This window comes from Phyllobacterium sp. CCNWLW109 (genome assembly GCF_037203905.1).
Classification (GTDB): Bacteria; Pseudomonadota; Alphaproteobacteria; order Rhizobiales; family Rhizobiaceae; genus Phyllobacterium; species Phyllobacterium ifriqiyense.
The window spans coordinates 76,000-102,083 of sequence record NZ_JBBCBK010000004.1 but is presented as its reverse complement, the minus strand read 5'-3'; the positions used below and the strand labels follow the sequence as shown (position 1 = coordinate 102,083).

At 54.0% G+C, this 26,084-nt stretch carries 23 protein-coding genes; 10 read left to right on the top strand and 13 right to left on the bottom strand.

Annotated features, from left to right (window positions below; translation table 11 throughout):
- Genes aztC through aztA form a run of 3 tightly spaced genes read right to left on the bottom strand, consistent with a single transcriptional unit; the run spans nucleotide 1 to nucleotide 2,682 of the window.
- Complete coding sequence (aztC, locus tag V9K92_RS15940; RefSeq protein WP_337354420.1) at nucleotides 1-987, bottom strand: zinc ABC transporter substrate-binding protein AztC; 987 nt, start codon at nucleotides 985-987, stop codon at nucleotides 1-3.
- 17 nt (nucleotides 988-1,004) lie between these two features.
- Nucleotides 1,005-1,871: a zinc ABC transporter permease AztB gene (gene aztB / locus V9K92_RS15935; RefSeq protein ID WP_337354419.1), complete on the bottom strand. Its 867-nt coding sequence runs from the start codon at nucleotides 1,869-1,871 to the stop codon at nucleotides 1,005-1,007.
- A 1-nt stretch (nucleotide 1,872) separates the two neighbouring features.
- A complete protein-coding gene (aztA, locus tag V9K92_RS15930; RefSeq protein WP_307279828.1) occupies nucleotides 1,873-2,682 on the bottom strand; it encodes a zinc ABC transporter ATP-binding protein AztA in 810 nt (269 codons plus the stop codon).
- A 187-nt stretch (nucleotides 2,683-2,869) separates the two neighbouring features.
- Between aztA and V9K92_RS15925 the strand changes: the two genes are divergently transcribed.
- Nucleotides 2,870-3,274, top strand: coding sequence for a transcriptional repressor (locus V9K92_RS15925; protein ID WP_115052295.1), 405 nt, complete (start codon nucleotides 2,870-2,872; stop codon nucleotides 3,272-3,274).
- A gap of 4 nt (nucleotides 3,275-3,278) precedes the next feature.
- On the opposite strand, the gene V9K92_RS15920 is transcribed toward V9K92_RS15925, so the two are convergent.
- On the bottom strand, nucleotides 3,279-3,977 hold the full coding sequence (locus V9K92_RS15920; RefSeq protein WP_307279834.1) for a TetR/AcrR family transcriptional regulator: 699 nt from the start codon (nucleotides 3,975-3,977) through the stop codon (nucleotides 3,279-3,281).
- 147 nt (nucleotides 3,978-4,124) lie between these two features.
- On the opposite strand from V9K92_RS15920, the gene V9K92_RS15915 reads away from it, so the two are divergent.
- From V9K92_RS15915 to V9K92_RS15890, 6 genes are all read left to right on the top strand, one after another.
- Complete coding sequence (locus V9K92_RS15915; protein WP_115052293.1) at nucleotides 4,125-5,303, top strand: HlyD family secretion protein; 1,179 nt, start codon at nucleotides 4,125-4,127, stop codon at nucleotides 5,301-5,303.
- Nucleotides 5,304-5,335: 32 nt separating this feature from the next.
- Nucleotides 5,336-6,925, top strand: a complete 1,590-nt coding sequence (locus tag V9K92_RS15910; protein ID WP_115052292.1) for a DHA2 family efflux MFS transporter permease subunit — start codon at nucleotides 5,336-5,338, stop codon at nucleotides 6,923-6,925.
- A 398-nt stretch (nucleotides 6,926-7,323) separates the two neighbouring features.
- Entirely contained in the window at nucleotides 7,324-8,427 is a 1,104-nt protein-coding gene (locus V9K92_RS15905) for an ABC transporter substrate-binding protein (RefSeq protein WP_115052291.1), read from the top strand.
- Between the two features lie 160 nt (nucleotides 8,428-8,587).
- A complete protein-coding gene (locus V9K92_RS15900) occupies nucleotides 8,588-9,502 on the top strand; it encodes an ABC transporter permease (protein ID WP_115052290.1) in 915 nt (304 codons plus the stop codon).
- Nucleotides 9,499-10,290, top strand: a complete 792-nt coding sequence (locus V9K92_RS15895) for an ABC transporter permease (RefSeq protein ID WP_115052289.1) — start codon at nucleotides 9,499-9,501, stop codon at nucleotides 10,288-10,290. The genes V9K92_RS15900 and V9K92_RS15895 overlap by 4 nt, the downstream gene beginning before the upstream one ends.
- 15 nt (nucleotides 10,291-10,305) lie before the next feature.
- Nucleotides 10,306-11,370, top strand: coding sequence for a polyamine ABC transporter ATP-binding protein (locus V9K92_RS15890; protein WP_115052288.1), 1,065 nt, complete (start codon nucleotides 10,306-10,308; stop codon nucleotides 11,368-11,370).
- A gap of 552 nt (nucleotides 11,371-11,922) precedes the next feature.
- Here V9K92_RS15890 and V9K92_RS15885 read toward each other — a convergent pair.
- The 5 genes from V9K92_RS15885 to V9K92_RS15865 form a co-directional block, all read right to left on the bottom strand.
- Nucleotides 11,923-13,089, bottom strand: a complete 1,167-nt coding sequence (locus tag V9K92_RS15885; protein WP_336439642.1) for an iron-containing alcohol dehydrogenase — start codon at nucleotides 13,087-13,089, stop codon at nucleotides 11,923-11,925.
- A 162-nt stretch (nucleotides 13,090-13,251) separates the two neighbouring features.
- Nucleotides 13,252-14,637 (bottom strand): aldehyde dehydrogenase family protein, encoded by a 1,386-nt coding sequence (locus V9K92_RS15880; protein ID WP_337354418.1) that lies wholly within the window; start codon nucleotides 14,635-14,637, stop codon nucleotides 13,252-13,254.
- Nucleotides 14,638-14,727: 90 nt separating this feature from the next.
- Nucleotides 14,728-16,098 carry a glutamine synthetase family protein gene (locus V9K92_RS15875; protein ID WP_337354417.1) on the bottom strand — a complete coding sequence of 457 codons (1,371 nt, stop codon included), beginning with the start codon at nucleotides 16,096-16,098 and terminating at the stop codon, nucleotides 14,728-14,730.
- A 74-nt stretch (nucleotides 16,099-16,172) separates the two neighbouring features.
- Nucleotides 16,173-17,726, bottom strand: coding sequence for an amino acid permease (locus V9K92_RS15870; RefSeq protein ID WP_115052283.1), 1,554 nt, complete (start codon nucleotides 17,724-17,726; stop codon nucleotides 16,173-16,175).
- 89 nt (nucleotides 17,727-17,815) lie between these two features.
- On the bottom strand, nucleotides 17,816-18,601 hold the full coding sequence (locus tag V9K92_RS15865; RefSeq protein ID WP_337354416.1) for an N-formylglutamate amidohydrolase: 786 nt from the start codon (nucleotides 18,599-18,601) through the stop codon (nucleotides 17,816-17,818).
- Nucleotides 18,602-18,740: 139 nt separating this feature from the next.
- Between V9K92_RS15865 and V9K92_RS15860 the strand changes: the two genes are divergently transcribed.
- Entirely contained in the window at nucleotides 18,741-19,574 is an 834-nt protein-coding gene (locus tag V9K92_RS15860; RefSeq protein WP_115052282.1) for a MurR/RpiR family transcriptional regulator, read from the top strand.
- Nucleotides 19,575-19,712: 138 nt separating this feature from the next.
- Nucleotides 19,713-21,128, top strand: coding sequence for an NADP-dependent phosphogluconate dehydrogenase (gene gndA, locus V9K92_RS15855; RefSeq protein WP_336439639.1), 1,416 nt, complete (start codon nucleotides 19,713-19,715; stop codon nucleotides 21,126-21,128).
- Nucleotides 21,129-21,329: 201 nt separating this feature from the next.
- Here the strand turns inward: gndA and V9K92_RS15850 are convergent, their stop codons facing one another.
- Both V9K92_RS15850 and V9K92_RS15845 read right to left on the bottom strand, forming a co-directional pair.
- On the bottom strand, nucleotides 21,330-22,325 hold the full coding sequence (locus V9K92_RS15850; RefSeq protein ID WP_336439638.1) for a GlxA family transcriptional regulator: 996 nt from the start codon (nucleotides 22,323-22,325) through the stop codon (nucleotides 21,330-21,332).
- Nucleotides 22,322-22,885, bottom strand: coding sequence for an isochorismatase family protein (locus V9K92_RS15845; RefSeq protein ID WP_115052279.1), 564 nt, complete (start codon nucleotides 22,883-22,885; stop codon nucleotides 22,322-22,324). Before V9K92_RS15845 ends, V9K92_RS15850 begins: the two co-directional genes overlap by 4 nt.
- Nucleotides 22,886-23,128: 243 nt before the next feature.
- Here V9K92_RS15845 and V9K92_RS15840 point away from each other — a divergent pair, with 243 nt between their 5' ends.
- Nucleotides 23,129-23,737, top strand: a complete 609-nt coding sequence (locus V9K92_RS15840) for an alpha/beta hydrolase (RefSeq protein ID WP_337354415.1) — start codon at nucleotides 23,129-23,131, stop codon at nucleotides 23,735-23,737.
- A gap of 131 nt (nucleotides 23,738-23,868) precedes the next feature.
- Here the strand turns inward: V9K92_RS15840 and V9K92_RS15835 are convergent, their stop codons facing one another.
- Together V9K92_RS15835 and odc2 are read right to left on the bottom strand one after the other, a co-directional pair.
- Complete coding sequence (locus V9K92_RS15835) at nucleotides 23,869-24,480, bottom strand: GNAT family N-acetyltransferase (protein WP_337354414.1); 612 nt, start codon at nucleotides 24,478-24,480, stop codon at nucleotides 23,869-23,871.
- 83 nt (nucleotides 24,481-24,563) lie between these two features.
- Nucleotides 24,564-25,697, bottom strand: a complete 1,134-nt coding sequence (gene odc2, locus V9K92_RS15830; protein ID WP_115052276.1) for an ornithine/lysine decarboxylase — start codon at nucleotides 25,695-25,697, stop codon at nucleotides 24,564-24,566.
- Nucleotides 25,698-26,084: the final 387 nt, after the last annotated feature.

The following is a 26,084-nucleotide window of genomic DNA, read 5'->3' as shown; positions in this document are numbered from 1 at the left end:
TTAACTGCCGAGAATGGCTTTCTTGAATGTAGCGATATTGTGCTGCATCATTTCGACATAGGTCCCGGCACCATCCTCAGGCTTGGATAGAGCATCCGAGAACAGCGTGCCGCCGACGTTCAGTTTCGTTTCGCTGGCAATCTGTTCGATCAAACGCGGGTTGGTGATATTCTCGACAAAGATTGCCGAGGCCTTGTCTTCCTTGATCTGCTTGATCAGGGCAACAATATCGGCAGCAGAGGCTTCCGAATCCGTCGAGATGCCTTCTGGCGCCAAGAATTTCAGGCCATATTCATGTTCAAAATAGCCAAATGCATCGTGCGACGTGATGACGAGGCGCTTGCTTTCCGGAATTGACGCAATTGCGGCCTTCACATCTGCTTCCGTCGCGTCGAGCTTCTTGGTGTAGTCGGCAGCGTTGGTCTTGTAGGTATCGCAATTTGCAGCATCAGCTGTGCAGAAGGCGTCGGCGATATTCTTCACATAGATCTTTGCGTTGCTGATGGACTGAAAAGCATGCGGATCATAGGCACCGTGATCGTGTCCTTCATGGGTATGCGCTTCACCCTCATGCTTGTGCTCTTCGCCTTCATGCTTGTGCTCTTCTCCACTCGCATGATCATGCTCTTCTTCGCCGCTTTTCAACGGCTCAACGCCCTTGGTCAATTCAACGATTGGTGCCTTTGTGGCGCTTGCTTCTACAAGCCGCGGCAGAAATCCCTCGAAGTTCAAACCATTGACCAACACAACATCAGCTTTGGCAACAGCTGCGGCATCAGATGGCTTTGGCTCATAAACATGCGCGTCGCCATCCGGGCCAACCAGCGTCGTCAGATCGATCTTGTCGCCACCGACATTCTTGGCGAAGTCAGAGATGATCGAAAAACTCGAAACAACTTTCAGGTTTTCGGCAGAAGCAGAACTATAGGCTGCACTAAGTAATAGTATAACATTTAAAGCACTGGCAAGTTTGAGGGTTTTGATCATGGTCTCTTTCCTTGATTTTATGCGGTTCTGTGACGATGAGGGCGAAGGCGGCTTTGTAGAATTCCGCTCGAGCCCATTATGATGGAGCAAAGATAAACTGCACCGGCAGAGAGAATAATAGCCGGTCCTGATGGCACCGAAAAATGATAGGAGATCAACAGTCCCCCGACACATGAGGCAAAGCCGATTGCTATTGCCACGGCGCACATCGGTCCGACACGAGCAGTCCAGAAACGCGCAGCAGCAGCCGGAAGCATCATCAGCCCGACAGCAAGCAATGTGCCAAGCGCCTGAAAACCGCCGACGAGATTTATCACCACCAGGCCGAGAAATATGAAATGGACCGGCGTACCGATGCGGCTGACAGAGCGCAGAAATAACGGATCAAGACACTCCGCCACCAATCCCCGCCAGAAGATTGCCAGTGTCATGACACTGATTGCCGAGATAAGACCAATCAGGCCAAGCGCATCATTATTGAGCGCGAGGACGGTACCGAACAGCACATGCATGAGATCAACATTCGATCCGCGCAGCGAAACAATCAAAACACCCAGCGCCAGCGATATGAGATAGAAAGCCGCCATTGAAGCGTCCTCCTTCTGGATCGTAAAGCGGGAAACCGCCCCCGCCCCCAAGGCAACGATGACACCGGCAACCAGCCCGCCAATTGTCATCGGCACGATCTGCAAACCATAGAGAAGGAAACCGACCGCAGCGCCGGGCAGGATCGCATGCGCCATCGCATCGCCGGTCAGGCTCATGCGACGCAGCATCAAAAATACACCGACCGGACATGAGCCAAGTGCCAGAGCCAGCGAACCCAGCAATGCACGCTGCATGAAGCTATAATCAACGAAGGGAGCAATCAGAAAATCATACATGCTATGCAGCCCCCTTTTTCATATGGTCATGGGGTCCGCTGTGATTGTGGGCGTGCGTGTGATCGTGACCATGCAACTGGTCATCCTCGCACCATGCAGCGCCTTCTTCCCATGCTTCGTGGAACTGGCGGGCGTGGAGAAGATTTTCCGGCCGCAACGTATCGCGGGATGAACCCCAGGCAATTGGCTTGCGGGCCAGAAGCAGGGTTTCCGGGAAATGTTCCTTCACCAGTTCTAGATCATGCACGACAACCATGACGGTCCGGCTTTCGCCATGCCAGCGCTTGATGAGGCCGACGAGATCAGCAACGGTCTTGGCATCGATCGCATTGAAGGGTTCGTCCAGCAGAATTATGTCAGCGTCCTGCACAAGAACGCGCGCAAACAATGCCCGCTGCAATTGTCCGCCGGACAGGGTATCAATGCCGCGCTTTTCAAAGCCGCCAAGTCCCACAGCCATCAATGCCTGTGAAACGCTTGCCCGGTCTTCTTTGCTGAAACGGCCCAGTAATCCCCGCCTTGGCCACAGACCAAGTGATACGAGATCGACCACGCGTGCCGGGAAAGACCGGTCAAGCTCTGATTGCTGCGGCAGATAGGCGATCCGCATGCCCTTCTCGACTGTGCATGAGCCGGACATGGGCTTCAACACACCGACAATACCCTTCATCAGCGTGGACTTGCCTGAACCGTTCGATCCGACAACGGCTGTCAAAGATCCCCGCGCGACAACGCCGCTAAGGTGATGCACAGCTGGATGGCTGTGGTAACCCAACGTAAGATCACGAAATGTCAGACTTGGTTCAGTCATAAAGGTAAAACTCGCGGAAAAGCCGGATTTACTGAAAGCCTTCTCGGCAAATTCTTGACGTCTTCGTATGTGATGTTATTACATTAGTCAACAATGGCAAATTTGAGATCAGTGGAAAAGAGATGACGCACTGGCGGTTCGTGAAAAAATTTCTTATCTAGTAAGCAGATAAAAGGAACAAGCGAATATGGCGGCCACTCAGGAACTCACCAAGAACCAGTCACTGGTTTTCGACGCTTTGACCCGCGCCGACGGGCCGTTGAGCGCCTACACTATTTTGGACCAATTGCGTGAAGATGGTTTCCGCGCGCCCTTACAGGTCTATCGTGCGCTGGATAAACTTCTCGATTATGGGATGATCCACCGGCTTGAAAGCATAAATGCCTTTGTTGCTTGCTCCCATCCTCATGATCATAGCCATAACCATGGCATGATCGCCTTCGCGATCTGCGAGAAATGCGGCCAGGTTACCGAGTTTTCAGATGACGTTATCACTGCCCGTGTCCGTGAATGGACAAAGGGTAATGGGTTTAAACCTTCCAAAACGACCATCGAAATTCGCGGCATCTGCGCCAGCTGTGGCACTGCCTGAATATTCAGCGCTTGCCATAGGCTCTCAGAAACACATCGACACCCGCAGTAACCGTCTTGTTGATTTGTTCTTCCGTCGGTGCCTCATCCATGCAGCCAAACAGCCGGCGCTTGAAGAGGCCCGTCATCACAAGATCTGACAGTTGATAGGTGGCAAGTTCGGTATCTTCAATTTCCAGATCGCCCGCGGCGACATGCTTGTCCAGAAATGCCTTCATCATCGCCTGCCCCTTTTTCGGGCCCTGCTCGTAAAAGCTCCGGCTCATTGAGGGCATGCGTTCGGCCACACCGATAACAACACGCTGCGCACGAATGACCACATCGGACGTCACCTTGATCGAAAGCGCCTTACCGAATGCGATAAGTGCATCACGCAAATCATAGTCGCCCTCAAAGGCGGAATAAATACCGCTGAAAAGCCTTTCGCGATAACTGATGCAAAGTTCGAGAAAAAGCTCCTCCTTGCTATCGAAATAGACATAGATCGTGCCTTTGGAGACACCAGCCTCGCGCGTAATGTCATTCATGCTGGCTGCATCAAAGCCCATCGTGGAAAATACCCGGTCCGCACCCTCCAATATTTGCTGACGCTTTGCCGGATCTTGCCCGGCAGCTAAACGGCCCTGCCGCTCATCGCCCGATAGCGCTGCTTCCAGCGCGTTAGCGGTGGACAATGATGTCGAATAGGCCTTTTTAGATGACATTCTCGTTCTGTTTCCTCGTTTGTTGTTCTTTTTTCGAACCAAGCGGTTCGATCCCCTTGATATGCGCTCTCAATTGCGCTATGTCAACGATCGAACCGAATGGTTCAATCAGTTTTATGGCTGAACATCCGTAGAAAGAAACCCCAAATGCCTGCGTCCAAAGCAAAGAATGAGGCTGACATCCGTCAGTTCCCGGCTCCAGTTTCAAAATCCGAGATGCCCGCAACTACGGAAGCGCCGCAACATGACGTTGCCGCTGACGTAAAGAAAGCCGAGCCTCCCAAGCGCTCTCGCAAACGGCTGATCCTGACGACTATTTTGGTGGCGGCGCTCGCCGGTGGTGCATATTTCGGTTACGGATATTGGACGACGGGCCGTTTTATGGTTTCCACCGATGACGCCTATATCCAGGGCGATATTACTGCCATCGCTCCCAAGGTGACCGGCTATATCGATACGATCAATGTTGTTGCCAACCAGCGCGTCAAGGCGGGTGATCCATTGATCACGCTTGATAATGGCGATTACACGCTCGCTGAGGAACAGGCCGAAGCACAGATTGCCACGCAGAAGCTTTCGCTTGACCGTATCAAGGCGCAGACCGAGGCCGCAAGGGCTTCGCTGACCGAGGCGCAGGCTGGAAAATTGAGCGCACAGGCAGTGCTGACCAATGCGCAAGCCGGTTCGGTACGGGCCAATCAGTTGCATGCAACGCGGTTTGCTTCGCAGTCAACGCTTGATGATGCAACCGCTGCATTGGATCAGGCAAAGGCCAATCTTGCATCCGCTGATGCAAAGATCGCCAGCGCAGCCGCCAATGTCGGCGTTCTTGAGGCACAGTACAAGGAAGCTGAAGGCACCATTGCCTCGCTCGAATTGTCGAAAGACAAGGCAGCGCGCGATCTGAGCTTTACCGTCATCCGTGCACCAGTGGATGGCGTCATTGGCAATCTTGCCGCCAAGAAGGGCGACCTTGTCAGTCCCGGCCAGCGTTTGGCTGCACTCGTTCCTGTTAATGCGCTCTATATCGATGCAAATTACAAGGAAACGCAGCTTCGTGACATAAATGTGGGCCAGAAAGTCCACATTCGGGTCGATGCGCTGGATGGCGATACGTTTGAAGGCACGGTTGCTTCGATTGCACCGGCCTCCGGCGCCGTCTTCTCCCTTCTTCCTCCGGAAAATGCCACGGGTAACTTCACCAAGGTTGTGCAACGTGTTCCTGTTCGCATTGCCTTGCCGGGTGACGCCTTGGCCAGCGGCAAGTTGCAGGCGGGCCTCAGCGTCGTTGTCGATGTCGACACGCGGACGACTCCAGCCAAGTAAATCCGGTTCCGGAATCGGAAAGGGCGACGATTATGGCAAATGCAACAACGGCAGCCGGCGGTCCGGGCGCTCCAGCCATTCCGGAAGATAAAATCGATCCCAAAAAAGCCATCGCCTTTCTGGCGATGGTCTTTGGAATGTTCATGGCGATTCTGGACATTCAGATCGTCTCGGCATCCCTGGCCGAAATTCAGGCAGGCCTCAGCGCCAGCGCTGATGAGATTTCATGGGTCCAGACCTCTTACCTGATCGCCGAAGTTATCATGATCCCGCTGTCAGGTTTTCTGGGACGGCTGGTTTCAACGCGGATTCTTTTCTCGGTATCTGCCGCAGGTTTCACCGCCGCCAGCGTGCTTTGCGCCACTGCGACGAATATTGACCAGATGATCGTCTACCGCGCCATCCAGGGCTTTATCGGCGGTGGTATGATCCCAAGTGTGTTTGCGGCTGCCTTTACAATTTTCCCGCCCTCCAAGCGCTCCATTGTTTCCCCCATGATCGGCCTCGTGGCGACATTGGCCCCAACGATCGGGCCGACGGTCGGTGGTTATCTGAGCCATGCTTTTTCGTGGCATTGGCTCTTTCTTGTCAACGTCATCCCCGGTATCGCCGTTGCGATCGCTGCGTGGAACCTGATCGACTTCGACAAGGGCGACCGGTCCCTGTTGAGCAAATTCGACTGGTGGGGTCTCGCCGGTATGGCAGCATTCCTCGGTTCGCTCGAATATGTGCTTGAGGAAGGTCCACGCAATGATTGGTTGCAGGATCACGCCGTCTACTATTGCAGCATCGTCATGGTCATTGGTGGCATCATCTTCTTCTATCGGGCCTTTACCGCCGAACAGCCCATCGTAGATCTTTTCGCCTTCAAAAATCTGAACTTTGCCTTTGGATCAGCCTTCTCGTTCGTCCTCGGTATTGGCCTCTATGGCCTTACCTATATCTACCCGGTCTATTTGGGGCAGATTCGCGGCTATGACGCGTTGATGATCGGGGAAGCGCTGTTTGTCAGCGGGCTTGCCATGTTCATGACCGCGCCAATAGCCGGTTTCCTGTCCGGCAGGATGGACCCCCGTATTATGATCATGATCGGCTTTATCGGTTTTGGCGCGGGCACCTGGACCATGACGCACCTTACTGCGGACTGGGATTTCTACGAATTGCTTGTGCCGCAGATCCTGCGCGGCTGTTCGCTCATGCTGTGCATGGTGCCGATCAATAATCTTGCGCTTGGCACTTTGCCGCTGGCTCGCCTGAAAAACGCTTCCGGCTTGTTTAATCTGATGCGTAATCTTGGCGGCGCGGTCGGGCTGGCAGTGATTAACCAGATACTCACTGATCGCGGTGCGCTGCACTACGCCCAGCTTTCCGAAAATGTTCGCTGGGGCAATCCGGAAGCAGAAGATTTGATGAATTCCATGTCGAAGAATTTTGCTTCACATGGACTGGATGGAACCACGACCGCTCTGAGTAGAATCTCCGGCATGGTTCATCAGCAGGCCTCGCTGCTGTCCTTCATGGATGTCTTCTATATCCTGACAATGCTCTTTGTATCGCTGGCGGTTTTCGCAATCCTGATGCGCAAGCCAGGGGCACCGGCATCCGGAGGCGGCGGACATTAGAGTCGCCCCTTTCATCCGCACGGCATCCCCCTGCTCCGGCAAATGGGAAAATTAACTTAGTCTCCTAAGTTGTTTCGCCGGCTCTGGCGTTCAGTCCTGACGCTGCAGCTGTCATATTGTGGCCAATTCGCCCCTTTTCCCTGCCCGAATTGGCGTCTCCAACAATGTTTTTGTCGTTATTGAAGTAATTTTGAAACGATTGGGAATACTCCATAAATTTAGGCTTTCGCCGAATTGCTAAGCCGCCGAAAAAGTGGTTCACTTATCCTTACTGCTCAGGGAAAGTCTGTTCACCGGCACGTCACGGGTCTGTCATCCAACTGACATGAGAGACCTGTATCGGGTGCCGGACGTCGGATAAAGAGCCAATGACGTATCGCTCAAACAGGGGTCTAAAAATGGTAGGTTATACAAAACGCGCGGTAGCGCTGTCGACTGCTGTGCTATTTGCCAGCACGGCAGTTTCCTTTGCCGACGCACCGGCAGATTTGGTTGCGGCTGCAAAAAAGGAAGGCACGCTGACCACAATCGCCTTGCCGCATGACTGGTGCGCCTATGGCGATGTGATCGCTGGTTTCAAGGCCAAATATGGCATTGAAGTCAACGAACTGAATCCGGATGCAGGCTCGGGCGACGAGATCGAAGCCATCAAGGCCAACAAGGACAATAAGGGCCCGCAGGCTCCTGACGTCATCGATGTCGGCTTTGCTTTTGGTCCATCGGCAAAGAAAGACGGCCTAACCCAGCCTTATAAAGTCTCCACCTGGGACTCCATTCCTGACAATGTAAAAGATGCTGAAGGTCACTGGTATGGCGACTATTACGGCGTTCTTTCCTTCCAGGTAAACACCGACATCGTCAAGGAAGTCCCGAAAGATTGGGCTGACCTTTTGAAGCCTGAATATGCAAATGCCGTTGCTCTTGCTGGCGATCCGCGCGCTTCCAACCAGGCTATCCTTGCTGTAGGCGCCGCTGGCGTTTCCACAGGCGGCACTTATGGCGCTGCGGCAGGTGAAGCAGGTCTTAAGTATTTTGCTGACCTCAACAAGGCTGGCAACTTCGTTCCAGTTATCGGCAAGTCCGGTACATTGGCTCAGGGCGCAACACCGATCATCATCAACTGGGATTATAACGCGCTTTCCGGCCGCGACACTCTCAAGGGCAATCCGCCTGTAGAAGTTGTTGTTCCGGCTTCCGGCGTTGTTGCTGGTGTGTATGTTCAGGCCATCAGCGCTTACGCACCTCATCCAAATGCTGCCAAGCTCTGGATGGAATATCTCTATTCCGACGAAGGTCAGCTGACATGGCTCAAGGGCTATTGCCATCCGATCCGTTTCAACGATCTTGCCAAGAACAACAAGATCCCCAAGGACCTGCTCGACAAGCTGCCTCCTGCTGCCGCCTATGAAAAGGCAATTTTCCCGACTCTCGATGAACAGGCTGCCGCCAAGGAAGTCATCACCAAGGGATGGGACAAGATCGTAGGCGCCAACGTCAAGTAATACAGGATAAAAATCCCCGCGGGTCCGCCGCGGGGATTTTTCCATCATGTGAGGGCCAGCGTCGGCCCTGAATATCCGATGGGTCGGTATCCTGGCTGCCTTGCCTTTGCATTACTCTGGCGCGGCTGAATATTACTTTATCAAGTGGTCCCAAACACTCATGAGTGCAGTTTCAGAACAAGACGTTTCATCACCTGCTCCACCGGCGGCGCCAATAGCGAATGAGCGCAAACGCCTGTCGCTCGACTGGCTTGGGGTCATGCCCTTCATCATCTTTGCCGTGCTGTTTTTGATATGGCCGACAATCTATCTGATTGCCGGAGCCTTTCAGGACAGTCAGGGTAATCTGACACTCACAAACATTGTGAATCTATTCCAGCCATCCATCATGGATGCCTACTGGATATCCATAAAAATTTCCCTTGCTTCGGCAATTCTCGGTGCAGCCATAGGGTTTTGCGTCGCTGCCGCTGTCACACTTGGCGGTTTGCCGGCCTGGATACGCTCGCCGCTAATGACCTTTTCGGGCGTCGCTTCCAACTTTGCCGGCGTGCCGCTCGCCTTTGCTTTTTTGGCGACGCTGGGGCGAACAGGGCTTGTCACGACGTTCCTTTATAATGTTTTCGGCTTCAATCTTTATGGCCACGGCTTCAATCTGCTCAGTTTCTGGGGCCTGACGATCACCTATCTCTACTTTCAAATTCCGCTGATGATCCTCATCATTACGCCAGCTTTGGACGGGCTGAAGAAGGAATGGAAGGAAGCAGCGCTCATTCTTGGCGCAACCGGCCCGCAATATTGGCGCATGGTCGCATTTCCCATTCTCTGGCCTGCACTGCTGGGCACGATTCTCCTATTGTTTGCTAACTCGTTCGGCGCAATTGCGACCGCTTATGCACTCACCGGTTCATCGCTCAGCATTGTTCCTATCGTGCTCTTCGCGCAGATTCGCGGCGACGTCTTGCAAGACCCTCACCTCGGTTATGCGCTGGCATTCGGTATGATTGTTATCACCGGCGTTTCCAACGGTATTTATATCTGGATGCGCGCCCGCAGCGAACGGTGGCTTAAATGAAAACCAATCGTTTCTGGTCTTGGATCGCACTTGCTTTTGGCATCATATATTTCGTGGTGCCGCTTATCGGCACTCTGGAATTTTCGCTACGCATGCGCCGCGGCGTATATTCCTTCGATGCCTATTGGGTCATCCTCAGCGATCCACGCTTTCAGGCAACATTCGGCTACTCCATCGTTATGGCGCTGGTGACAATTATTGTCGGTATCGTGCTGGTTGTTCCCACTGCCTATTGGGTGCGCTTGCGGCTTCCCGGTTGGCGTCCATTCCTTGAATTCATCACGCTGCTGCCACTGGTCATTCCGGCGATTGTTGTCGTGTTCGGCTATATCCGCCTCTACAATACATCGTCATTTCTGCCCTTGACCGGCTCCGCCATGGGTACCAACCTACTGCTGGTCTTTGGTTATACGATGCTGGCATTGCCCTATATGTATCGCGCTGTGGATACGGGCCTTGGCGCTATCGATATCCGCACCATGACCGAAGCTGCGGAAAGTCTTGGTGCAAGCCGGTTAAAGATCATGTGGAGCGTCATTCTCCCCAATGTTCTGGTTGCCGTGCTTTCCGGCGCCTTCCTGACCTTCGCCATCGTCATCGGCGAATTTACCATGGCGGCGCTGCTCAACCGGCCCGCATTTGGACCATTCCTGCAGCTTATCGGTGCAAACCGCGCCTATGAGCCTGCGGCTCTGGCAGTCATTTCCTTTGCAATCACCTGGGTTTGCATGGGTCTTATTCAGGTTGTCACCCGTCTCAATAAATCCCTCGCTGCCACCAAGCGCTAAGACCGGATAGAAACAATGTCATTTCTCACAATCAGCCATTTGAAAAAGAGTTTCGGAGCGACCACTGTCGTTCATGACTTCAATCTGAATATCGAGAAGGGTGAGTTCGTTTCTTTTCTCGGACCCAGCGGCTGCGGCAAGACCACAGTGCTGCGTATGGTAGCCGGCTTTGAAACGCCCACATCCGGCAAGATCAGCATTGGCGGTCAGGACGTGGTGAACCTGAAACCGAACCAGCGCAATATCGGCATGGTGTTTCAGGCCTATGCGCTATTCCCCAACATGACCGTCGCTCAGAATGTCGCTTTCGGATTGAAGGTCGCAAAGAAACCGCAAGCGGAAATTAACGCAACCGTTCATGAAATGCTCTCATTGATCAAACTGGATCACTTGGCGGATCGTTATCCTTATCAGCTTTCAGGCGGCCAACAGCAGCGCGTGGCTCTAGCCCGCGCGCTGGCTACCAAGCCACAGGTTCTCCTGCTGGACGAACCGCTTTCAGCGCTCGACGCCAAGATTCGCGTTTCGCTGCGTGAGGAAATCCGCGCCATTCAGCGCAAGCTTGGCATCACCACCATCTTCGTGACACATGACCAGGAAGAAGCGCTATCGATCTCGGATCGTATAGTCGTCATGTATGAAGGCAAGGCTGAACAGGTTGGCGCGCCATTCGAGATTTACAATCAACCATCATCGCGTTTCGTCGCGTCCTTCGTTGGCACGTTGAACACGCTCGATGCGACAGTTCGCGATGCCGCTGCCGGTATTATTGCAATTGATGGCAAGGATGTGATGATCGGCCAGAAGATCACCAATCACAAGGTTGGTGATAAGATTTCTCTCGCGGTACGGCCGGAGGCTGTCAGTCTCGGTGAAGCAACCGACAAGCGCGAGACAACGCTGGATGGCAAGATCAACAGCGTGCACTTCCTTGGCTCGGTCATCCGCATTCGCGCTTCGCTCGGCGAAAATACCGTTTCCTTCGACACATTCAACAATCCAAGCGCACCTCCGCCCTCACCGGGAGAAAACGTGAAGGTCAGCCTGGCGGCAAAGGACATGTTGCTCTTGGGGCAATAGACAATATCGCATTGATCGGGATTGCAGACGATCCGGATCGTTATTAGCTGTTGCGACACAGCCTATCGGAAATTGCCGCTACTGTGGCAATTTCATCGCCAATAGGGTTCAGACGCAGACTAATCCGATAATTTTGCGCAATTCTCTTGGTCAGCAGTCTTATAGCGCAAATAATTGAATAGAGTCATCATGTCAAAAAAGATCGTCAACTGGACACCGAACGTCCATAGCGATGCTTGAATAGGCTTATCAGGTTGCCACAAAATAATTGTGAGCCAAGCCGACATGACGAGGCTCTCGACAAACCAAAATGTCAAAATCTCAGAAAATGACGATCCGACAAATTTCGAAGTCGGCATATTTCCTCTGCCTAAGCCAATTACCCAAACAGCCTAAATTATGGAAGCAAGGGTCCTGAGCAGAACAAGACTACCGGAATCACCGCTCTTAGAAAACCAAACTGCCATGGCCGCAGGCAAGCCCAGACAAAATGCAAAAAGGGCGCTGTCTCCAGCGCCCTTTTAAATTTGACTTTCAAAGCTCGCCTTTCGGCTATCCTTTGATCGCCTCGTTCAGCAGCTTGAGTGCTGCTTGTTTGGTCAGTTCGACGGGGTTGCCTCCCGCCGTTGGGTCGACGATTGCCATCTCGGCAATCAACTCCTTGCGCGCATCATCCATGTCCAGATCCTTGATCAAACCTGGCAAGGCATGCGGTACTTTCAGCTCGGTTCGCAAATCAAGAATTGCCTTGGCAAATCCATCAAATCCGCCCTTGATGCCGATATAATTGGCAAGCCTTACGATGCGCTCTTCAATAGCGCCGCGATTAAAGGCAAGCACATAGGGCATGAATACGGCGTTGGTCATGCCGTGATGCGTGTCATAAAGCGCGCCAATTGGATGAGATAGTGAATGGATCGCGCCGAGCCCCTTCTGGAAGGCGGTCGCCCCCATGGCCGCCGCGCTCATCATATGCGCGCGCGCTGTCAGATCATTGCCATTGGCATAGGCTTTGGGCAGGTTCTCGAAGACGAGCCGGATGCCTTCAACAGCAATACCATCAGCCATTGGGTGATAGCCCGGAGCGCAATAGGCTTCGAGGCAATGGGCGAGCGCATCCATGCCCGTGCCCGCAGTAATAAATGCTGGCATGCCCACAGATAGCTCAGGATCAGCGATAACGATTGCCGGCAGGAGCTTCGGGTGAAAAATCACCTTTTTAGTGTGGGTTGCTTCATTGGTGATAACGCCCGCGCGGCCAACTTCCGAGCCGGTTCCAGCAGTGGTTGGCACGGCAATAATCGGCGCGATCACCTCGCTATTGGCACGGGTCCACCAGTCACCAATATCTTCGAAATCCCAGATTGGCCGGGTCTGCCCTGCCTGAAACGCAATAAGCTTGCCAAGGTCCAGCGCCGAGCCGCCACCAAATGCGATGACGCCATCATGCTTGCCTTGTTTGAACACTGCAATGCCTGCGGTCAGATTTGAATCCACCGGGTTGGGCTTCACATCTGAAAATACGCCGTAGGGAATCTTGGCATCGTCCAGAATTTTCAGTGTGCTCGCAACCACTGGCAGTTTCGCCAAGCCGGGATCAGTAACGAAAAGCGGATTTTTGATTCCGGTCGCTTCCAGAACTTCCGGCAATTCCTTGATGCGTCCTGCGCCAAAACGCACCGTGGTTGGATAGTTCCATTTGGAAATAAGCTGGCTCATATCATGTCTCTACGTTTGGCATATCTGTTGTGCGTGGTTCGACAAGCTCACCATGAGGATGATGGATTGCTTGCAAAGATAGGCAACTCTGCCTTGTTCTATTGTAGCCCACTCACAACCCTCATGGTGAGCTTGTCGAACCACGCACAATTCCAATGCTTGTTAAATCTCTTCGCGCAGGTGGTAAGATTTTGGTCTTGTCAAATTGCCATATCCGATGGCTGACATGGCCGCACCCTTGCCCGTGTCTTTGACACCCGTCCAGACCAGCGCGGGATCGATATAATCGCAGCGGTTCATGAACACAGTGCCGGTTTCAATTTGGTCCCCGATCAAAGCCGCGTGATCGGTATCAGTGGTCCATAGCGAGGCAGTCAGGCCGTATGGGCTGTCATTCATCAAGGCCACGGCCTCCTCGTCATTGCGCACTTTCATGATGCCGACGATTGGCCCAAAGCTTTCTTCGCGCATGACGCTCATTTGATGATCGACATTGGTCAGCACTTCGGGAGCAAGATAGGGAGAACCAGCCTTGTCATTGGCAACATTCATGTTCACGTGAGCTTTCGCGCCCTTGCGCAGTGCTTCGGCCTTTTGTTCACGGATCAGTTCGGCAAAGCGGGTCTGCGCCATCGGGCCCATCGTGGTCGCCTCTTCCAGCGGGTTACCGACAACATATTGCTTGGTCAGGTCAACGAAGCCGTCGACAAAACGGTCATAAACCTTCTCATGCACATAAATGCGCTCAATACCGCAGCAACATTGACCGGAATTGAAAAATGCCCCGTCAACAAGATTGGCAACCGCATGATCGAGATTAACATCCGGCAACACATAGGCCGGGTCCTTGCCGCCAAGTTCCAGCCCCAAGGTCATGAATGTGCCTGCCGCCGCCTTTTCAATGGCGCGTCCGCCACCCACTGACCCCGTGAAATTCACGTGATCAATGCGGCCGGAGCCAAGCAACTTTTCTGTCTGGGCATGACCAAGCACGATGTTCTGAAATACGCCCTTAGGCAGACCTGCCTTTTCGAAAGCCTGCGCAAATCGTTCTCCGACCAGCAAGGTCTGGGCCGCATGTTTCAGAATGACGCTGTTGCCCGCCATCAGGGCAGGAATGATGGTATTGACCGCCGTAAGATAGGGATAATTCCATGGCGCAATGACCATGACGACGCCGAGCGGCACATGCTTGATGTAACGACGGAAACCCGGCCTGTCATTCTCCAAAATGGGCGCAAGCGCCTGTTCGGCAATTTTGACCATATAGCGCGTGCGTTCTTCAACGCCGCCTTTTTCACCACCGTAACGTACTGGCCGGCCCATCTGCCATGCAATTTCCGGCACGATTTCATCGTTCATGGCCAGTAATGCGTCAAGCGCGGCAAGACATAGACGACCGCGCTCTGCAATGCTGGTCTGTGCCCAATCCGCTTGCGCCTGTTTCGCGGATTCGACCGCTGTATCAATCGCCTTCTCGCTGGCAATTGGGCGTTCGGCATAAATAGTGCCATCAATGGGCGTAATCAGTTTGACCGTTTCGGCCATGTCAAAACCTCGTGCTTTCGTTTTTATAGCCCTCCCCACAAAGGCAGACTGCATCGCAGCAGGGAGGGGTATTTCTCTATTTTCAGTTCTTCAATACCGTTCGAAGCCGCGATGCAACTCCCAATCGGTCACACGGCGATCATATTCAAACTGTTCCCATTTGGCCGTGTGAACATAATGCTCGATGACATCCTCACCCAATGCTTCCTTGAGCATTTTCGAGCGGGCAAGCGTGTCAGTCGCCTCACGCAGGGTCTTTGGAATCTCCCGCAATTTTGCGCCGCCATAAGCATCCCCTTGAAACGGCTTGGCGAGTTCCAGCTTCTCATCAATGCCGGCAAGACCGGAAGCAATCAACCCTGCAAAAGCGAGATATGGGTTGAGGTCGGCCCCGCCAATGCGGCACTCTATACGGATAGCCTTGGAACCTTCGCCGCAAAGGCGAAAACCTGCCGTGCGGTTGTCAAGGCTCCAGACATTTTTCGTCGGCGCGAATGTACCGGCCTGAAACCGCTTATAGGAATTGATATAGGGCGCGAGGAAATAGGTGAAATCATCAGCATATTTAAGCTGACCGGCCACCCACTGTCGCATCAAAGGCGACATCGTATATTCCGCGTTCTTATCATAGAAGAGCGGGGTCTTGCCGTCTGCGCTCCACAATGAATTATGGACGTGGCTTGAACTGCCGGCAAGCGAATAATCATACTTCGCCATGAAGGTGATCGCCTTGCCCATCTGGGTGGCGATTTCCTTGCAGCCATTTTTCATAACCACATGGCGGTCGGCCATTTCCAGCGCTTCGGCATAGCGCACATTGATTTCTTCCTGACCCGGACCCCATTCGCCCTTGGAATTTTCAACCGGAATACCCGCATCAAACAGGCCATTGCGGATGGCGCGCATCACCGCATCTTCTTTGGTGGTCATCTGGATCACATAGTCCTGAATATAGGGCGATGCGGTTGTCATGCCCTTCCAGTGCTTGGCTCTCGCGCTCTCATAAGTCTCATCGAAAAGATAAAACTCAAGTTCCGAGGCGAAATAGGCCAGATAGCCGCGATCCTTCAGCCGGGCGAGCTGCCGTTTGAGAATAGCGCGCGGCGAATGCGAAAGGTCTTCGTGATGATGGTGATCGAGAATATCGCACAATACCAGCGCGCATTTTTCCAGCCAGGGAATATGGCGAATGGTCGTAAGGTCAGGCTTGATGACGAAATCGCCATAACCCTGTTTCCAGCTCGCCGCCTTATAGCCCGGAACCGGCTCCATATCGATATCATTGGCGAGCAGATAGTTGCAGCCATGCGTCTCGTCATGTGCGGATTCAACAAAGAAGCTCGCGTGGAATCGCTTGCCTATTAATCGGCCCTGCATATCGACGAAACAGGCCAGAATTGTATCGATTTCACCGCTGCTTACGCGGCTTTTCAGTTCGTCGAAACTCCAATGTCCGGGCATAGTCCATCCTCAAAAACGTCAACTGGGTCAAAGAAGAGGCGACCGGCTTGGTGCCGGTCGCCTCTTTGTTGAAATCAGGCTTTTTCGCCGACTGCGCGTTCAGCAGCTGCAATTTCCGCCGAGCGGCGCGCTACTTCGTCGCCAATTGGAGGGCCTCGGAAGCGGCGGCGTTCAAAGCCAAACCACACGATTGCCGTAACCACCAAAAAGCCAACCGTGATGTAAAGCGCCCATTCATTTGGCGGTTGGATGCCGAGCACGAAGATCAATGCCATTGCCAATATCGACAGCACAGCAAAGAACTTGAACTTGCCTTCGCCCATATCCCAAGGCCCCATCTTGTTCCATTTTGGCGTGCCCCAGGCCAACAAACCCAGCGCAATTGGAATAGCGAATGAGAAGAAGAGGAAGATGACCGTGCAGGATACCACGATTGTATAAACCGGCGTTTCGCCAATCGACACCAGCGAGGATCCCCAGACGAAGAGAACGGCAAGGGTTGAACCCGTCCAGATCGCGGAAACCGGCGTACGATATTTGGGGCTGACTTTGGAAAGTGCCTTTGATGCCGGAAGCCCCCGATCACGGGCAAAAGCGAAGATCATGCGCGAAACCGAGGTCACTGTCGCAAGTCCGCAAAGGAATTGGCAGATGAAGATCAGGAAGTAGAGGATGTCCTTTACCAGCGGATTGACTTGCTCGTTCATCGCCCAGAAGAAAACATTCCAGCCCTGCGCCGCAGCTGCATCCATGTTTGGAATCATCAATACGAATGAGCAGAGCATGATATAGCCGAAAACTGCCGACCAGAGCACGGATGAGATCATGCCCCGCGGAACAGAATGCGCCGCACGAACGGTTTCCTCCGATGTATGTGCCGAGGCATCATAGCCTGTGATCGTGTAAATGGGCAGCAACAGGCCGAGCAGAAAGACCCAAGCGCTTGACGTCGTTGGCCACACATTTCCACCAGCTTCGCCGGAATAGTTGGAGAATGTAAACAGACGGGCAAAATCATAGCCATCAGCGACGGCCAGACAAACGACTGAAAGAGCAATGGCCGTCACAAAGATCAGATAACCGGAAAAGTCCGTCAGTTTGGCAGTAAGACCAATACCCATATGGTTGATCAGCGCCTGCGCGCCGGTCAAAATTACCAGAAATACCACGCGGACAGTCGTCGAATCGGCAATACCAAGATATTCGCCGAATGCCCCGATAAAGAAATAATAAGTGCCGACATTGATGGCGCCGAGCACCGTGATGAGACCCAGCAGATTGAACCAGGCGGTGAGCCAGCCCGTGCCGCGATTACCGAGGATTGAGCCCCAGTGATAAAGCCCGCCAGCCGTCGGATATGCGGAGCTGATCTGCGCCATGGCAATGGCAAACACTGCTGAGACAAGGCAGCCGAGGGGCCAGCCAATGCCGATTGCAGCGCCACCCGCACCGGAGGTTGCCTGCGCCAGCGAATTGATACCGCCGGATAGAATACAGATAATCGAGAAAGAAATTGCAAAGTTCGAGAAACGGCTCATTCGCCGTTCCAGCTCCTGGGCATAGCCCATGCCGTGAAGAACTTTTACGTCCTCCAGCTTGTCTGTGTCTGTGTAGTCCTGGTGTGTCATCACGTTCCCCTGTTATTATTGAAAGAGTTGCAACGTCGATAGCAGCGTCAGTTTCTAGAATTCCTTGTTTGTCGTCCCCGCAATGCCCATCAAAGGCCTTTTGTTATATTATTCAAAAGAGCTGAAAGCAGTTCCCCCCAGCCCTCCTCCTCTTGAGCTGTCGTCACAAGATCGTTGCGAATCTCGATCATTACAGCCGGCATTCCATGGGCAGAAGCGTGTCGCTCCAGCGTATAATAAACGCGATCTGCCGGTGAATAAGGTTCGTTGATCCCAACATTGTAACGCCCCAGCGCCTGCAAGCCTGCAATAAGCGGCGCAGCAACGCGCTCGTCCGCGTCATGAATAACGCCGATATGCCAAGGCCGCTCGACACCGCGATAGACCGGCGTATAGGAATGGATTGCGACAAATACCGGCTCAGGCTTGCCCGCCGCCTTTCGCTTCTCGACGAGCGCTTCAATGGCGGCATGATATGGCCTGTGCGAAAGTTTGATACGTTCCTGTCGCGCTGCCTCGCTCAGATTTTCATTGGCTGGGATTACCGTCACTTCGCTCAGCGAAGGCACAAGATCAGGCGCATTCAGCGGACGATTGCAATCAATGATCAGGCGCGACACGCAGGACTCGACCAGCGGCGCGTCAAGCAACCTGCTCATGACGGCGCTCACGCCTAATGCACCGGGGTCCCAGGCGATATGTTTTTGAAGATCGCTATCCTTCAGGCCGAGCGTGCCAAAACCGTCCGGTACAAAATTGGAGGCGTGATCACAAAGAATGATGCATGGTCCCGCGCCATCCGGATTTGTTATCCGAACGGGAGCCCATTCTTTTGTCACTACCTGCGGCGCACCGCTCGCTATGGTCCGGCCCATTTTTGCCCTTTTCGGCAAACTGTACTTTACGTTACATTTTATGTTTTTATTTCCACTCTCGTATGATTTGATACATAACAATCAAAATTGTCAAATCCGAAATTTACGTTTCAAAATTCGGACCGGGGGAGACAGCCAAATGAGCACAAGCATTTCCGAGCTGATCGCAGAAAAGATAGACGCGATGCCTGCCTCGGAACGCAGGGCGGCTCAAACGCTTATCGCAAATTACCCGCTGATCGGCCTGAGAACGGTTGCTGAATTTTCCGGTCAGGCAGGTGTATCCTCGCCGACCATCTTGCGCTTCGTCTCCCGTCTCGGCTTCCAAAGCTATCCGGAGTTCCAAAGCGCCCTGCAGGAGGAACTCGCCGCACAGGTACAGTCGCCATGGAATCGTGCTGCAACCATCCAGCGGCCAAAGGACGGGGCCACCTTCCCGCTCATGGAAGCCGCCATTGAGAATATCCGCGAAACATTCCAGCACCTTTCAGCGCAGCAGCTTGGAGACGTAACGGATGCGCTGAGCCGCAATCGTGCCCGTCTCTATCTCCTCGGCGGACGCTTCACCGATCCCATAGCAACCTATATGGCCGCGCATCTCAAGATTGTACGCTCCGGCGTCACCCATCTGGCAGGGCAGGAAAGCCATTGGCGTGACCAGCTGATCGATATGGGCAAAAAGGATGTGCTGCTGGTTTTCGATATACGCCGCTATCAGGATAGCCTGTTGCGGTTTGCAGAAAAGGCGCAGGCCCGCGGCGTTGAAATCGTGCTTGTCACCGACCAATGGCTCTCTCCCATCGCGCGTTTCGCCCGCCATGTCATCGCTGGCCGAACCGCCGTTCCCTCCCCTTGGGATTCGTCTGCCGCACTCTTTCTCATTGCGGAAACACTGATTGCCGAAGTCACGCGCAAGCTTGAACAAAGCAGTGCCGATCGCATCCGTGATCTAGAGCAATTGCGGGATAATTAGATTTTCTCCCGGCCATGCCATTGCCGCCAACGCTCATTAATATACTAATGCTGTCCCGGACTCGAAAAAGGCTCGGTGCCATTCATCCGGATGAAATTATCGCATTATGCCCCTATTGAATGTGTAAGGACCAAAATCATGCAGCAAGCTGACATCGGATTGATCGGCCTCGGCGTCATGGGTGCCAATCTGGCGCTGAACATCGCTGAGAACGGTTATCGCGTTGCGGTTTTCAACAGAACCGTTGCCAAGACAAATGAATTTTACGCCGAAGCAGGTGCGCTGCAGGACAAGATCATCGCGTGCGAGACGCTTGAGGATCTGGCCAAAAACATCCGCGCGCCGCGTCCTATCATTCTCATGGTGAAGGCCGGCGAGGCCGTCGACGAGCAGATTGCCGCGCTCAAACCATTCCTTGCCAAGGACGACATCATCATCGACGCTGGCAATGCGAATTTTCACGATACGGTGCGCCGCCTAGCGGAACTGGGGGCGAATGATCCGACATTTGTCGGCATGGGCGTTTCCGGTGGGGAAGAAGGCGCGCGCCATGGCCCTTCGATCATGGTTGGCGGCACGCCCGAATCCTATGCCCGTATCGAGCCTGTGCTGACAGCAATTTCCGCCAAGTACGAAGGCGAATCCTGTTCAGCCCTGCTTGGGCCTGACGGAGCAGGTCATTTCGTCAAGACGATCCATAATGGCATCGAATATGCCGATATGCAGATGATTGCCGAAGTTTACGGCGTGTTGCGTGATGGTCTTGGCCTCACCTCCGAAGCCATTGGCAGGATTTTCCAAAAATGGAATGAAGGCCCGCTGAATTCCTATCTCATAGAAATCACCGCCAAGGTTCTGCTTGCCAGTGACAAGAAGACTGGCAAGCCTGCCGTCGATGTCATTCTCGACAGCGCAGGCCAGAAAGGCACTGGCCGCTGGGCCGCTATCGAAGCGCAGATGCTCGGTATTCCTGCGACCGGCATCGAGGCTGCTGTTGCTGCCCGTTCGATCTCGTCCATGGTCAAGCAGCGCAGCGAAGCGGCAAAGGCCTATGGCGATCTTGGCACCGCCAAACTCTCCGATGGCAGCCAGGCATTTATCGACGCGCTCGAACAGGGTCTGCTTGCGGGTAAGATTGCGGCCTATGCGCAAGGCTTTGACGTCATGGCAGGCGCATCGAAGGAGCGCGGCTGGAACATCCCCCTTGCAACGACCGCCCGTATCTGGCGCGCCGGCTGCATCATTCGCTCGCAGTTCCTCGATCAGATTGCAGCGGCATTTGAAGGTAGCGAAGGCACAAATCTCCTTCTTGTACCGGCCTTTGTCGAGCGCATGCAGTCAGGCTCGAAATCCTTGCGCAGGATCGTTGCCGAAGCCTCGCTAGCAGGTCTGCCAGTTCCGGCACTCTCTGCCGCTCTCAACTATTTTGATGGATTCCGCCAGGCTCGCGGCACAGCAAATCTCATTCAGGCGCAGCGTGATTTCTTTGGCGCTCATGGATTTAAACGCCTTGGCGAAGAGGGTGATTTCCACGGGCCTTGGTCTGATGCTTAATCAAGCTCGATACAACGACGTGTGCTAACTTGATTGCATTGGCGTTGTACGTGGTTCGACAAGCTCACCATGGGGAAGATTTGTGTATTGCGGGGAGCTATTTCTGCAAGGCCAGAAGATAATCTTGCAAACCACTACCTTCCTCATGGTGAGCCTCGTCGAACCACGCACTAACCATGCTGCAAGCGTAAATAAGCGCCATCACGGCAATCTTGCACTGCTGGGCGGAGCGGCATGGATTCTCCCCCATGCCCGGCGCAATTGCCTTGCCGATGCAAACCCTGCGCGATCCGCCACCCCTTCCATATCCAACCGCGTATTGCTCAATATCTCCCGCGCCAATGCAATCCGCAGGCGGTTGAGATAGTCGGGAATGCTCATTCCCGTATGCTCGTTGAAAAGGCGTGAGAGGTGGCGTGGACTTGTGGCTGCAATGTCAGACAGCGACTGCAAGGTCCAATTCTGCGCCGGATCAGAGGCAAGCCTGTCCTGAACACGGTGAATTGCAGGATGGATGTGATTGCGCCCGTCAAGCCAGGGCGACCATTGCGGATCAGAGCCACTGCGCCGCAGATAAACCACCAGATATCGTGCAACAGCCACAGCACATGCCGGCCCTGCAATCTGGCTGACAAGATGGAGCATCAGATCAATGCCCGCCGTAATCCCAGCACTTGAGTAACGATTGCCATCTTCGACATAAAGCCGGTTGTCAAAAATCCGTGCCGTCGGCACATTTTCACGCAATTCTTCGATCGAACCGAAATGGGTGGTGCAGGCATATCCATCAAGCAGGCCCGCGCGTCCCGCCAGCAAGGAACCTGAGCAGATCGACACCAGTTTCTGTGTCTCGCCGACATGGGTCCGAAGCCAGTCGATAATCGCCGTGTCACCATGGCCCTGCGCTTCCGCATGGGCTGAAGCCGGTGTATCCAACAGCTCTGTCGCGTCTCCCGAAATTATAATCATGGCATCCGCCGGGACATTGCCGGGCAATGGCTCTATGCCGCTGATCGTCAATCCGATGGATGTAGTTACATTTGCCAGCGGGCCGACATAGCGCACATTAAAGCGCACCACGTCCTGCTCGAAATTTGCCTTGCGCAACACTTCCACCGGCCCGGCAATGTCCAGCAGCAGTGCCCTTGCGGGCACCACCACCAGAACATCGATATTTCTCGGTTCCATTACACTCATGCGGCCATCGCGCGTTCGACTCCGCTCAATGCTTCGTCAACCGTCACAATTCGCGCAAAGCGCCCGGCGAGCACGAGTTCGGTACGGGCCTTGATCTCATCGGCGCTGAATGTACGGCCATCAGCATGTGTCATGGCAAAGGTCAGCGTTGCTTCGGAGACAAACTCCACCTCATAACCCAAATCTGACGCATGGCGCGTTGTCGTTTCACAGCATTGCTCGGTACGGATTCCGGATACCAACACTTTGCGGATGCCGTTTTCGGTCAACCAGACGTCAAGCCCGCTACCGACTAGCGCGCTGTGCCGGGATTTGTTGAAAACGGCATCGGCGCTGAACGAGACTGGAGCGAGAGGCTTGATAAAGCCCGACTCCATGGCAAATGGACCATCCCCATCCACATGGAAAATCCGCACCACGGGCAGGCCTTTGGCTTTAGCACCATCAATCAATCGCTGGATGTTTGCGATAAAGGGTTGTGCTTCTGCTTCATTCCAATAGCCACGCTGGCGAAATGATTCTTGTACGTCAATAACGATGAGCGCTGTGTCTGCGGACATTTTTGAACTCTCCTATGTGTTAATATTAGGAGATTATCGCCAGATATGACAGCGCGATACGCATGTGCCGGACGAAAAGCGGACAATAAAAGCCAATACCTGACAAATGTGGCGCACTGTCTTCAAATAGTAGACAATCCATCCAATAGCCGGGCCTTCTTTTCCTTGGCCAAGCACCCATATTGGGGCAATAAAAGTCATCAAACGATCCGGACAGCAGAAGGGCCGGACGGAAAGGCCACAATGTCAGCCGACAACTATCAAAATCGCACGCATCTTGCCGCAATGCAGGGTCAGCCGCTGCTGTTCGTTTTTCATGGCACCGGCGGCGATGAAAATCAGTTTTTCGATTTCGGTCGGCAATTGCTGCCCGATGCCGGCATTATTTCACCACGCGGCAATGTATCGGAACATGGCGCATTGCGGTTTTTCCGCCGAACCGGCGAAGGCGTTTATGACATGGAAGATCTTGGCGTGCGCACGGATGCCATGGCGGACTTCATCCGTGCCCGCAAAATCGAAGCACGGCCGTCCAGGACCATTGGTCTTGGCTATTCCAACGGCGCGAATATTCTTGCCTCCGTCATGCTGAAACATCCGGGCCTGTTCAACGAAGCTGTGCTGATGCACCCGCTTATCCCTTGGCAACCAGACGCTCAACCCGGCCTTGCCGGCAAGCGTGTACTGATCACCGCAGGCCAGCGTGACCCTATCTGCCCACCCTCATTGACGCAGGATTTTGCCGATTATCTGATTGGGCAAGGTGTAGAAACTGATCTTGCCTGGCACACGGGCGGCCATGAAATCCAGCAGAGCGAGATCGCCGCGATTCAGCGGTTTTTTGGATCGTAAATCCCGCTGGCATTGTCATTTGTGCGTGGTTCGCCCTTCGACTAGCTCAGGAGGGCGAACCACGCAGGATTGTGCTGCAAATGTAAAAAACCCCGCTTATTCCACCAAGTGAAGATAAGCGGGATTGGTGTTTACCTTGAAAACCGCATAGCCACCGGCAATATCCTGATAGCCGATGAGCGCTTGCCCTTGGCCGTCAACAGGCCATGCGCACCGTCCAGATGTCCGGCCTTTAGCTCCAGCGCCAAAAAGCGATGGCGCTCAACGGGGCCCGGCATTGCAAGACCGGCTGTCTTCGTGCCGTCAAATCCGAAACGTGCATAATATTCCGGATCGCCGACCAGAAGAATCGCGCCATGACCAAGGCGTGCGGCTTCTGCTGTCGCGTGACGCATCAATGCAGCGCCGATACCGTGTCCCTTCAGCGTCGGCTCGACAGCCAATGGCCCCAGCAACAAGGCGCGCACAGACTTTCTTGATGCATCGTGTCCGGACTGAATGTCCCAAAGCCGCACCGTTCCCAGCAAGGCGCCATCATTGCCGCGTGCAACAAAGGCCAGCCCTTGCGCAGGCAAGCGCCCGCGCCGCAGTTTTTCAGAAGACTTGCGGCGGCGTCCCTCACCCATGGCACGGTCGAGCAGGGCCTCACGGGCTTGTTCATCCTGTGCGGTTTCATTGCGGATAGTGAAAGCCTGCAATCCATCCGGATGCAAATTTTGTTCGATATATTCTACTGCGTTCATTGTCTTGACCAATCGATCATAAGGGTGCGTCAGCGCCGTCCGGCCTTGAAGCCGGACAGCAGTCCATCACCGGGCAACAGCCCTTAAATTACGTATGATCGGAGTGGTTCAAAGCCATTGAAAGCAACTGCCGAGTAGGTCGTGGTATAAGCGCCAGTTCCCTCGATCAGCACTTCGTCGCCAATAGTCAGCGAGATCGGTAGCGGATAGGGGTTCTTTTCATACATCACATCGGCACTGTCGCAGGTTGGGCCAGCAAGAACGCATGGCTCGGAAACATCGCCATCGCGCGGCGTTGTAATCTGATAGCGGATTGCCTCGTCCATCGTCTCGGCCAGACCGCCGAACTTGCCGATATCGAGGTAAACCCAGCGTACATTGTCGTTGGCGGCCTTCTTGGACACGAGCACGACCTCGGCCTTGATGACGCCTGCATTGCCAACCATGCCACGACCGGGCTCAATGATTGTCTCTGGCAAACGATTGCCGAAATGCTTGCTCAGCGCCTGGAAAATAGCCTGACCATAGGCCTGTGCAGTTGGCACATCCTTGAGGTAACGGGTTGGGAAACCACCGCCCATATTGACCATTTTCAGCGTAATGCCTTCCTTGGCAAGCGCGTCGAATACCTGCTTTGCATCGCCGAGCGCACGATCCCATGCAGCAAGATCTGTCTGCTGGGAACCCACATGGAAAGACACGCCATAGCTGTCGAGGCCAAGCTGCTGGGCGGAGCGAAGCACGTCAACCGCCATGGCAGGAACACAGCCAAACTTGCGCGACAGGGGCCATTCGGCGCCAGCACCGTCAGTGAGGACACGGCAGAACACGCGTGCGCCAGGCGCAGCACGGGCGACTTTCTCAACTTCTTCGACGCAATCAACGGCAAAGAGGCGAATACCGAGTTCGAAGGCGCGGGCAATATCGCGCTCTTTCTTGATCGTGTTGCCAAAGGAAATACGATCCGCAGTTGCCCCCGCATCAAGCGCCATCTCGACTTCGGCAACGGATGCCGTATCGAAGCTGGAACCAAGCGAAGCGAGCAGGCGCAGAATTTCCGGCGCAGGATTTGCCTTCACCGCATAGAAAATCTTCGACTCTGGCAAGGCCATTTCGAAATTGTGGAAGTTTTCACGCACGACATCAAGATCGAGCACCATGCAAGGGCCGTTCGGGCGTCGGGTATTGATGAAGTCGATAATGCGCTGCGTAGCCATGTTATGCTCCAATTCCATAGCGGCTGGTATGGCCGCTCAAGCAGTGCAATTTCTCGGGCCGCGCCCATCGAAACTGCTGAGGACAAAGTGCATGAATCCATCCCCCGCGAAGCCAGCCTTTGGAGATGCTGAAAACACGGACAAGTTCATGCGGCGGTGGACCTGCGCCAACTGGCGTCGATCCGCTTTGTCTGCCTTGGTTTGGATGTTCCCATCCGCACTACCGGCAATGAAGGTGTGCCTCTTCAGTAATTCTCGGCTTTTGGACAGCCGAAAGAGACCGACTAGGCCCGCACCGTCGTTGCTTCAGATGTCCTCAACTTTGGCAGTTGGCTGCTAAGCTGACTGGAGGGGTTAGTTCCAGGTACCATACCGTTTCCTCACCAT

Excerpts from the sequence above, each read along its gene's own strand:
- aztC (WP_337354420.1), bottom strand. The coding sequence starts at position 987 with ATGATCAAAACCCTCAAACTTGCCAGTGCTTTAAATGTTATACTATTA.
- aztB (WP_337354419.1), bottom strand. The coding sequence starts at position 1,871 with ATGTATGATTTTCTGATTGCTCCCTTCGTTGATTATAGCTTCATGCAG.
- aztA (WP_307279828.1), bottom strand. The coding sequence starts at position 2,682 with ATGACTGAACCAAGTCTGACATTTCGTGATCTTACGTTGGGTTACCAC.
- V9K92_RS15925 (WP_115052295.1), top strand. The coding sequence starts at position 2,870 with ATGGCGGCCACTCAGGAACTCACCAAGAACCAGTCACTGGTTTTCGAC.
- V9K92_RS15920 (WP_307279834.1), bottom strand. The coding sequence starts at position 3,977 with ATGTCATCTAAAAAGGCCTATTCGACATCATTGTCCACCGCTAACGCG.
- V9K92_RS15915 (WP_115052293.1), top strand. The coding sequence starts at position 4,125 with ATGCCTGCGTCCAAAGCAAAGAATGAGGCTGACATCCGTCAGTTCCCG.
- V9K92_RS15910 (WP_115052292.1), top strand. The coding sequence starts at position 5,336 with ATGGCAAATGCAACAACGGCAGCCGGCGGTCCGGGCGCTCCAGCCATT.
- V9K92_RS15905 (WP_115052291.1), top strand. The coding sequence starts at position 7,324 with ATGGTAGGTTATACAAAACGCGCGGTAGCGCTGTCGACTGCTGTGCTA.
- V9K92_RS15900 (WP_115052290.1), top strand. The coding sequence starts at position 8,588 with ATGAGTGCAGTTTCAGAACAAGACGTTTCATCACCTGCTCCACCGGCG.
- V9K92_RS15895 (WP_115052289.1), top strand. The coding sequence starts at position 9,499 with ATGAAAACCAATCGTTTCTGGTCTTGGATCGCACTTGCTTTTGGCATC.
- V9K92_RS15890 (WP_115052288.1), top strand. The coding sequence starts at position 10,306 with ATGTCATTTCTCACAATCAGCCATTTGAAAAAGAGTTTCGGAGCGACC.
- V9K92_RS15885 (WP_336439642.1), bottom strand. The coding sequence starts at position 13,089 with ATGAGCCAGCTTATTTCCAAATGGAACTATCCAACCACGGTGCGTTTT.
- V9K92_RS15880 (WP_337354418.1), bottom strand. The coding sequence starts at position 14,637 with ATGGCCGAAACGGTCAAACTGATTACGCCCATTGATGGCACTATTTAT.
- V9K92_RS15875 (WP_337354417.1), bottom strand. The coding sequence starts at position 16,098 with ATGCCCGGACATTGGAGTTTCGACGAACTGAAAAGCCGCGTAAGCAGC.
- V9K92_RS15870 (WP_115052283.1), bottom strand. The coding sequence starts at position 17,726 with ATGACACACCAGGACTACACAGACACAGACAAGCTGGAGGACGTAAAA.
- V9K92_RS15865 (WP_337354416.1), bottom strand. The coding sequence starts at position 18,601 with ATGGGCCGGACCATAGCGAGCGGTGCGCCGCAGGTAGTGACAAAAGAA.
- V9K92_RS15860 (WP_115052282.1), top strand. The coding sequence starts at position 18,741 with ATGAGCACAAGCATTTCCGAGCTGATCGCAGAAAAGATAGACGCGATG.
- gndA (WP_336439639.1), top strand. The coding sequence starts at position 19,713 with ATGCAGCAAGCTGACATCGGATTGATCGGCCTCGGCGTCATGGGTGCC.
- V9K92_RS15850 (WP_336439638.1), bottom strand. The coding sequence starts at position 22,325 with ATGAGTGTAATGGAACCGAGAAATATCGATGTTCTGGTGGTGGTGCCC.
- V9K92_RS15845 (WP_115052279.1), bottom strand. The coding sequence starts at position 22,885 with ATGTCCGCAGACACAGCGCTCATCGTTATTGACGTACAAGAATCATTT.
- V9K92_RS15840 (WP_337354415.1), top strand. The coding sequence starts at position 23,129 with ATGTCAGCCGACAACTATCAAAATCGCACGCATCTTGCCGCAATGCAG.
- V9K92_RS15835 (WP_337354414.1), bottom strand. The coding sequence starts at position 24,480 with ATGAACGCAGTAGAATATATCGAACAAAATTTGCATCCGGATGGATTG.
- odc2 (WP_115052276.1), bottom strand. The coding sequence starts at position 25,697 with ATGGCTACGCAGCGCATTATCGACTTCATCAATACCCGACGCCCGAAC.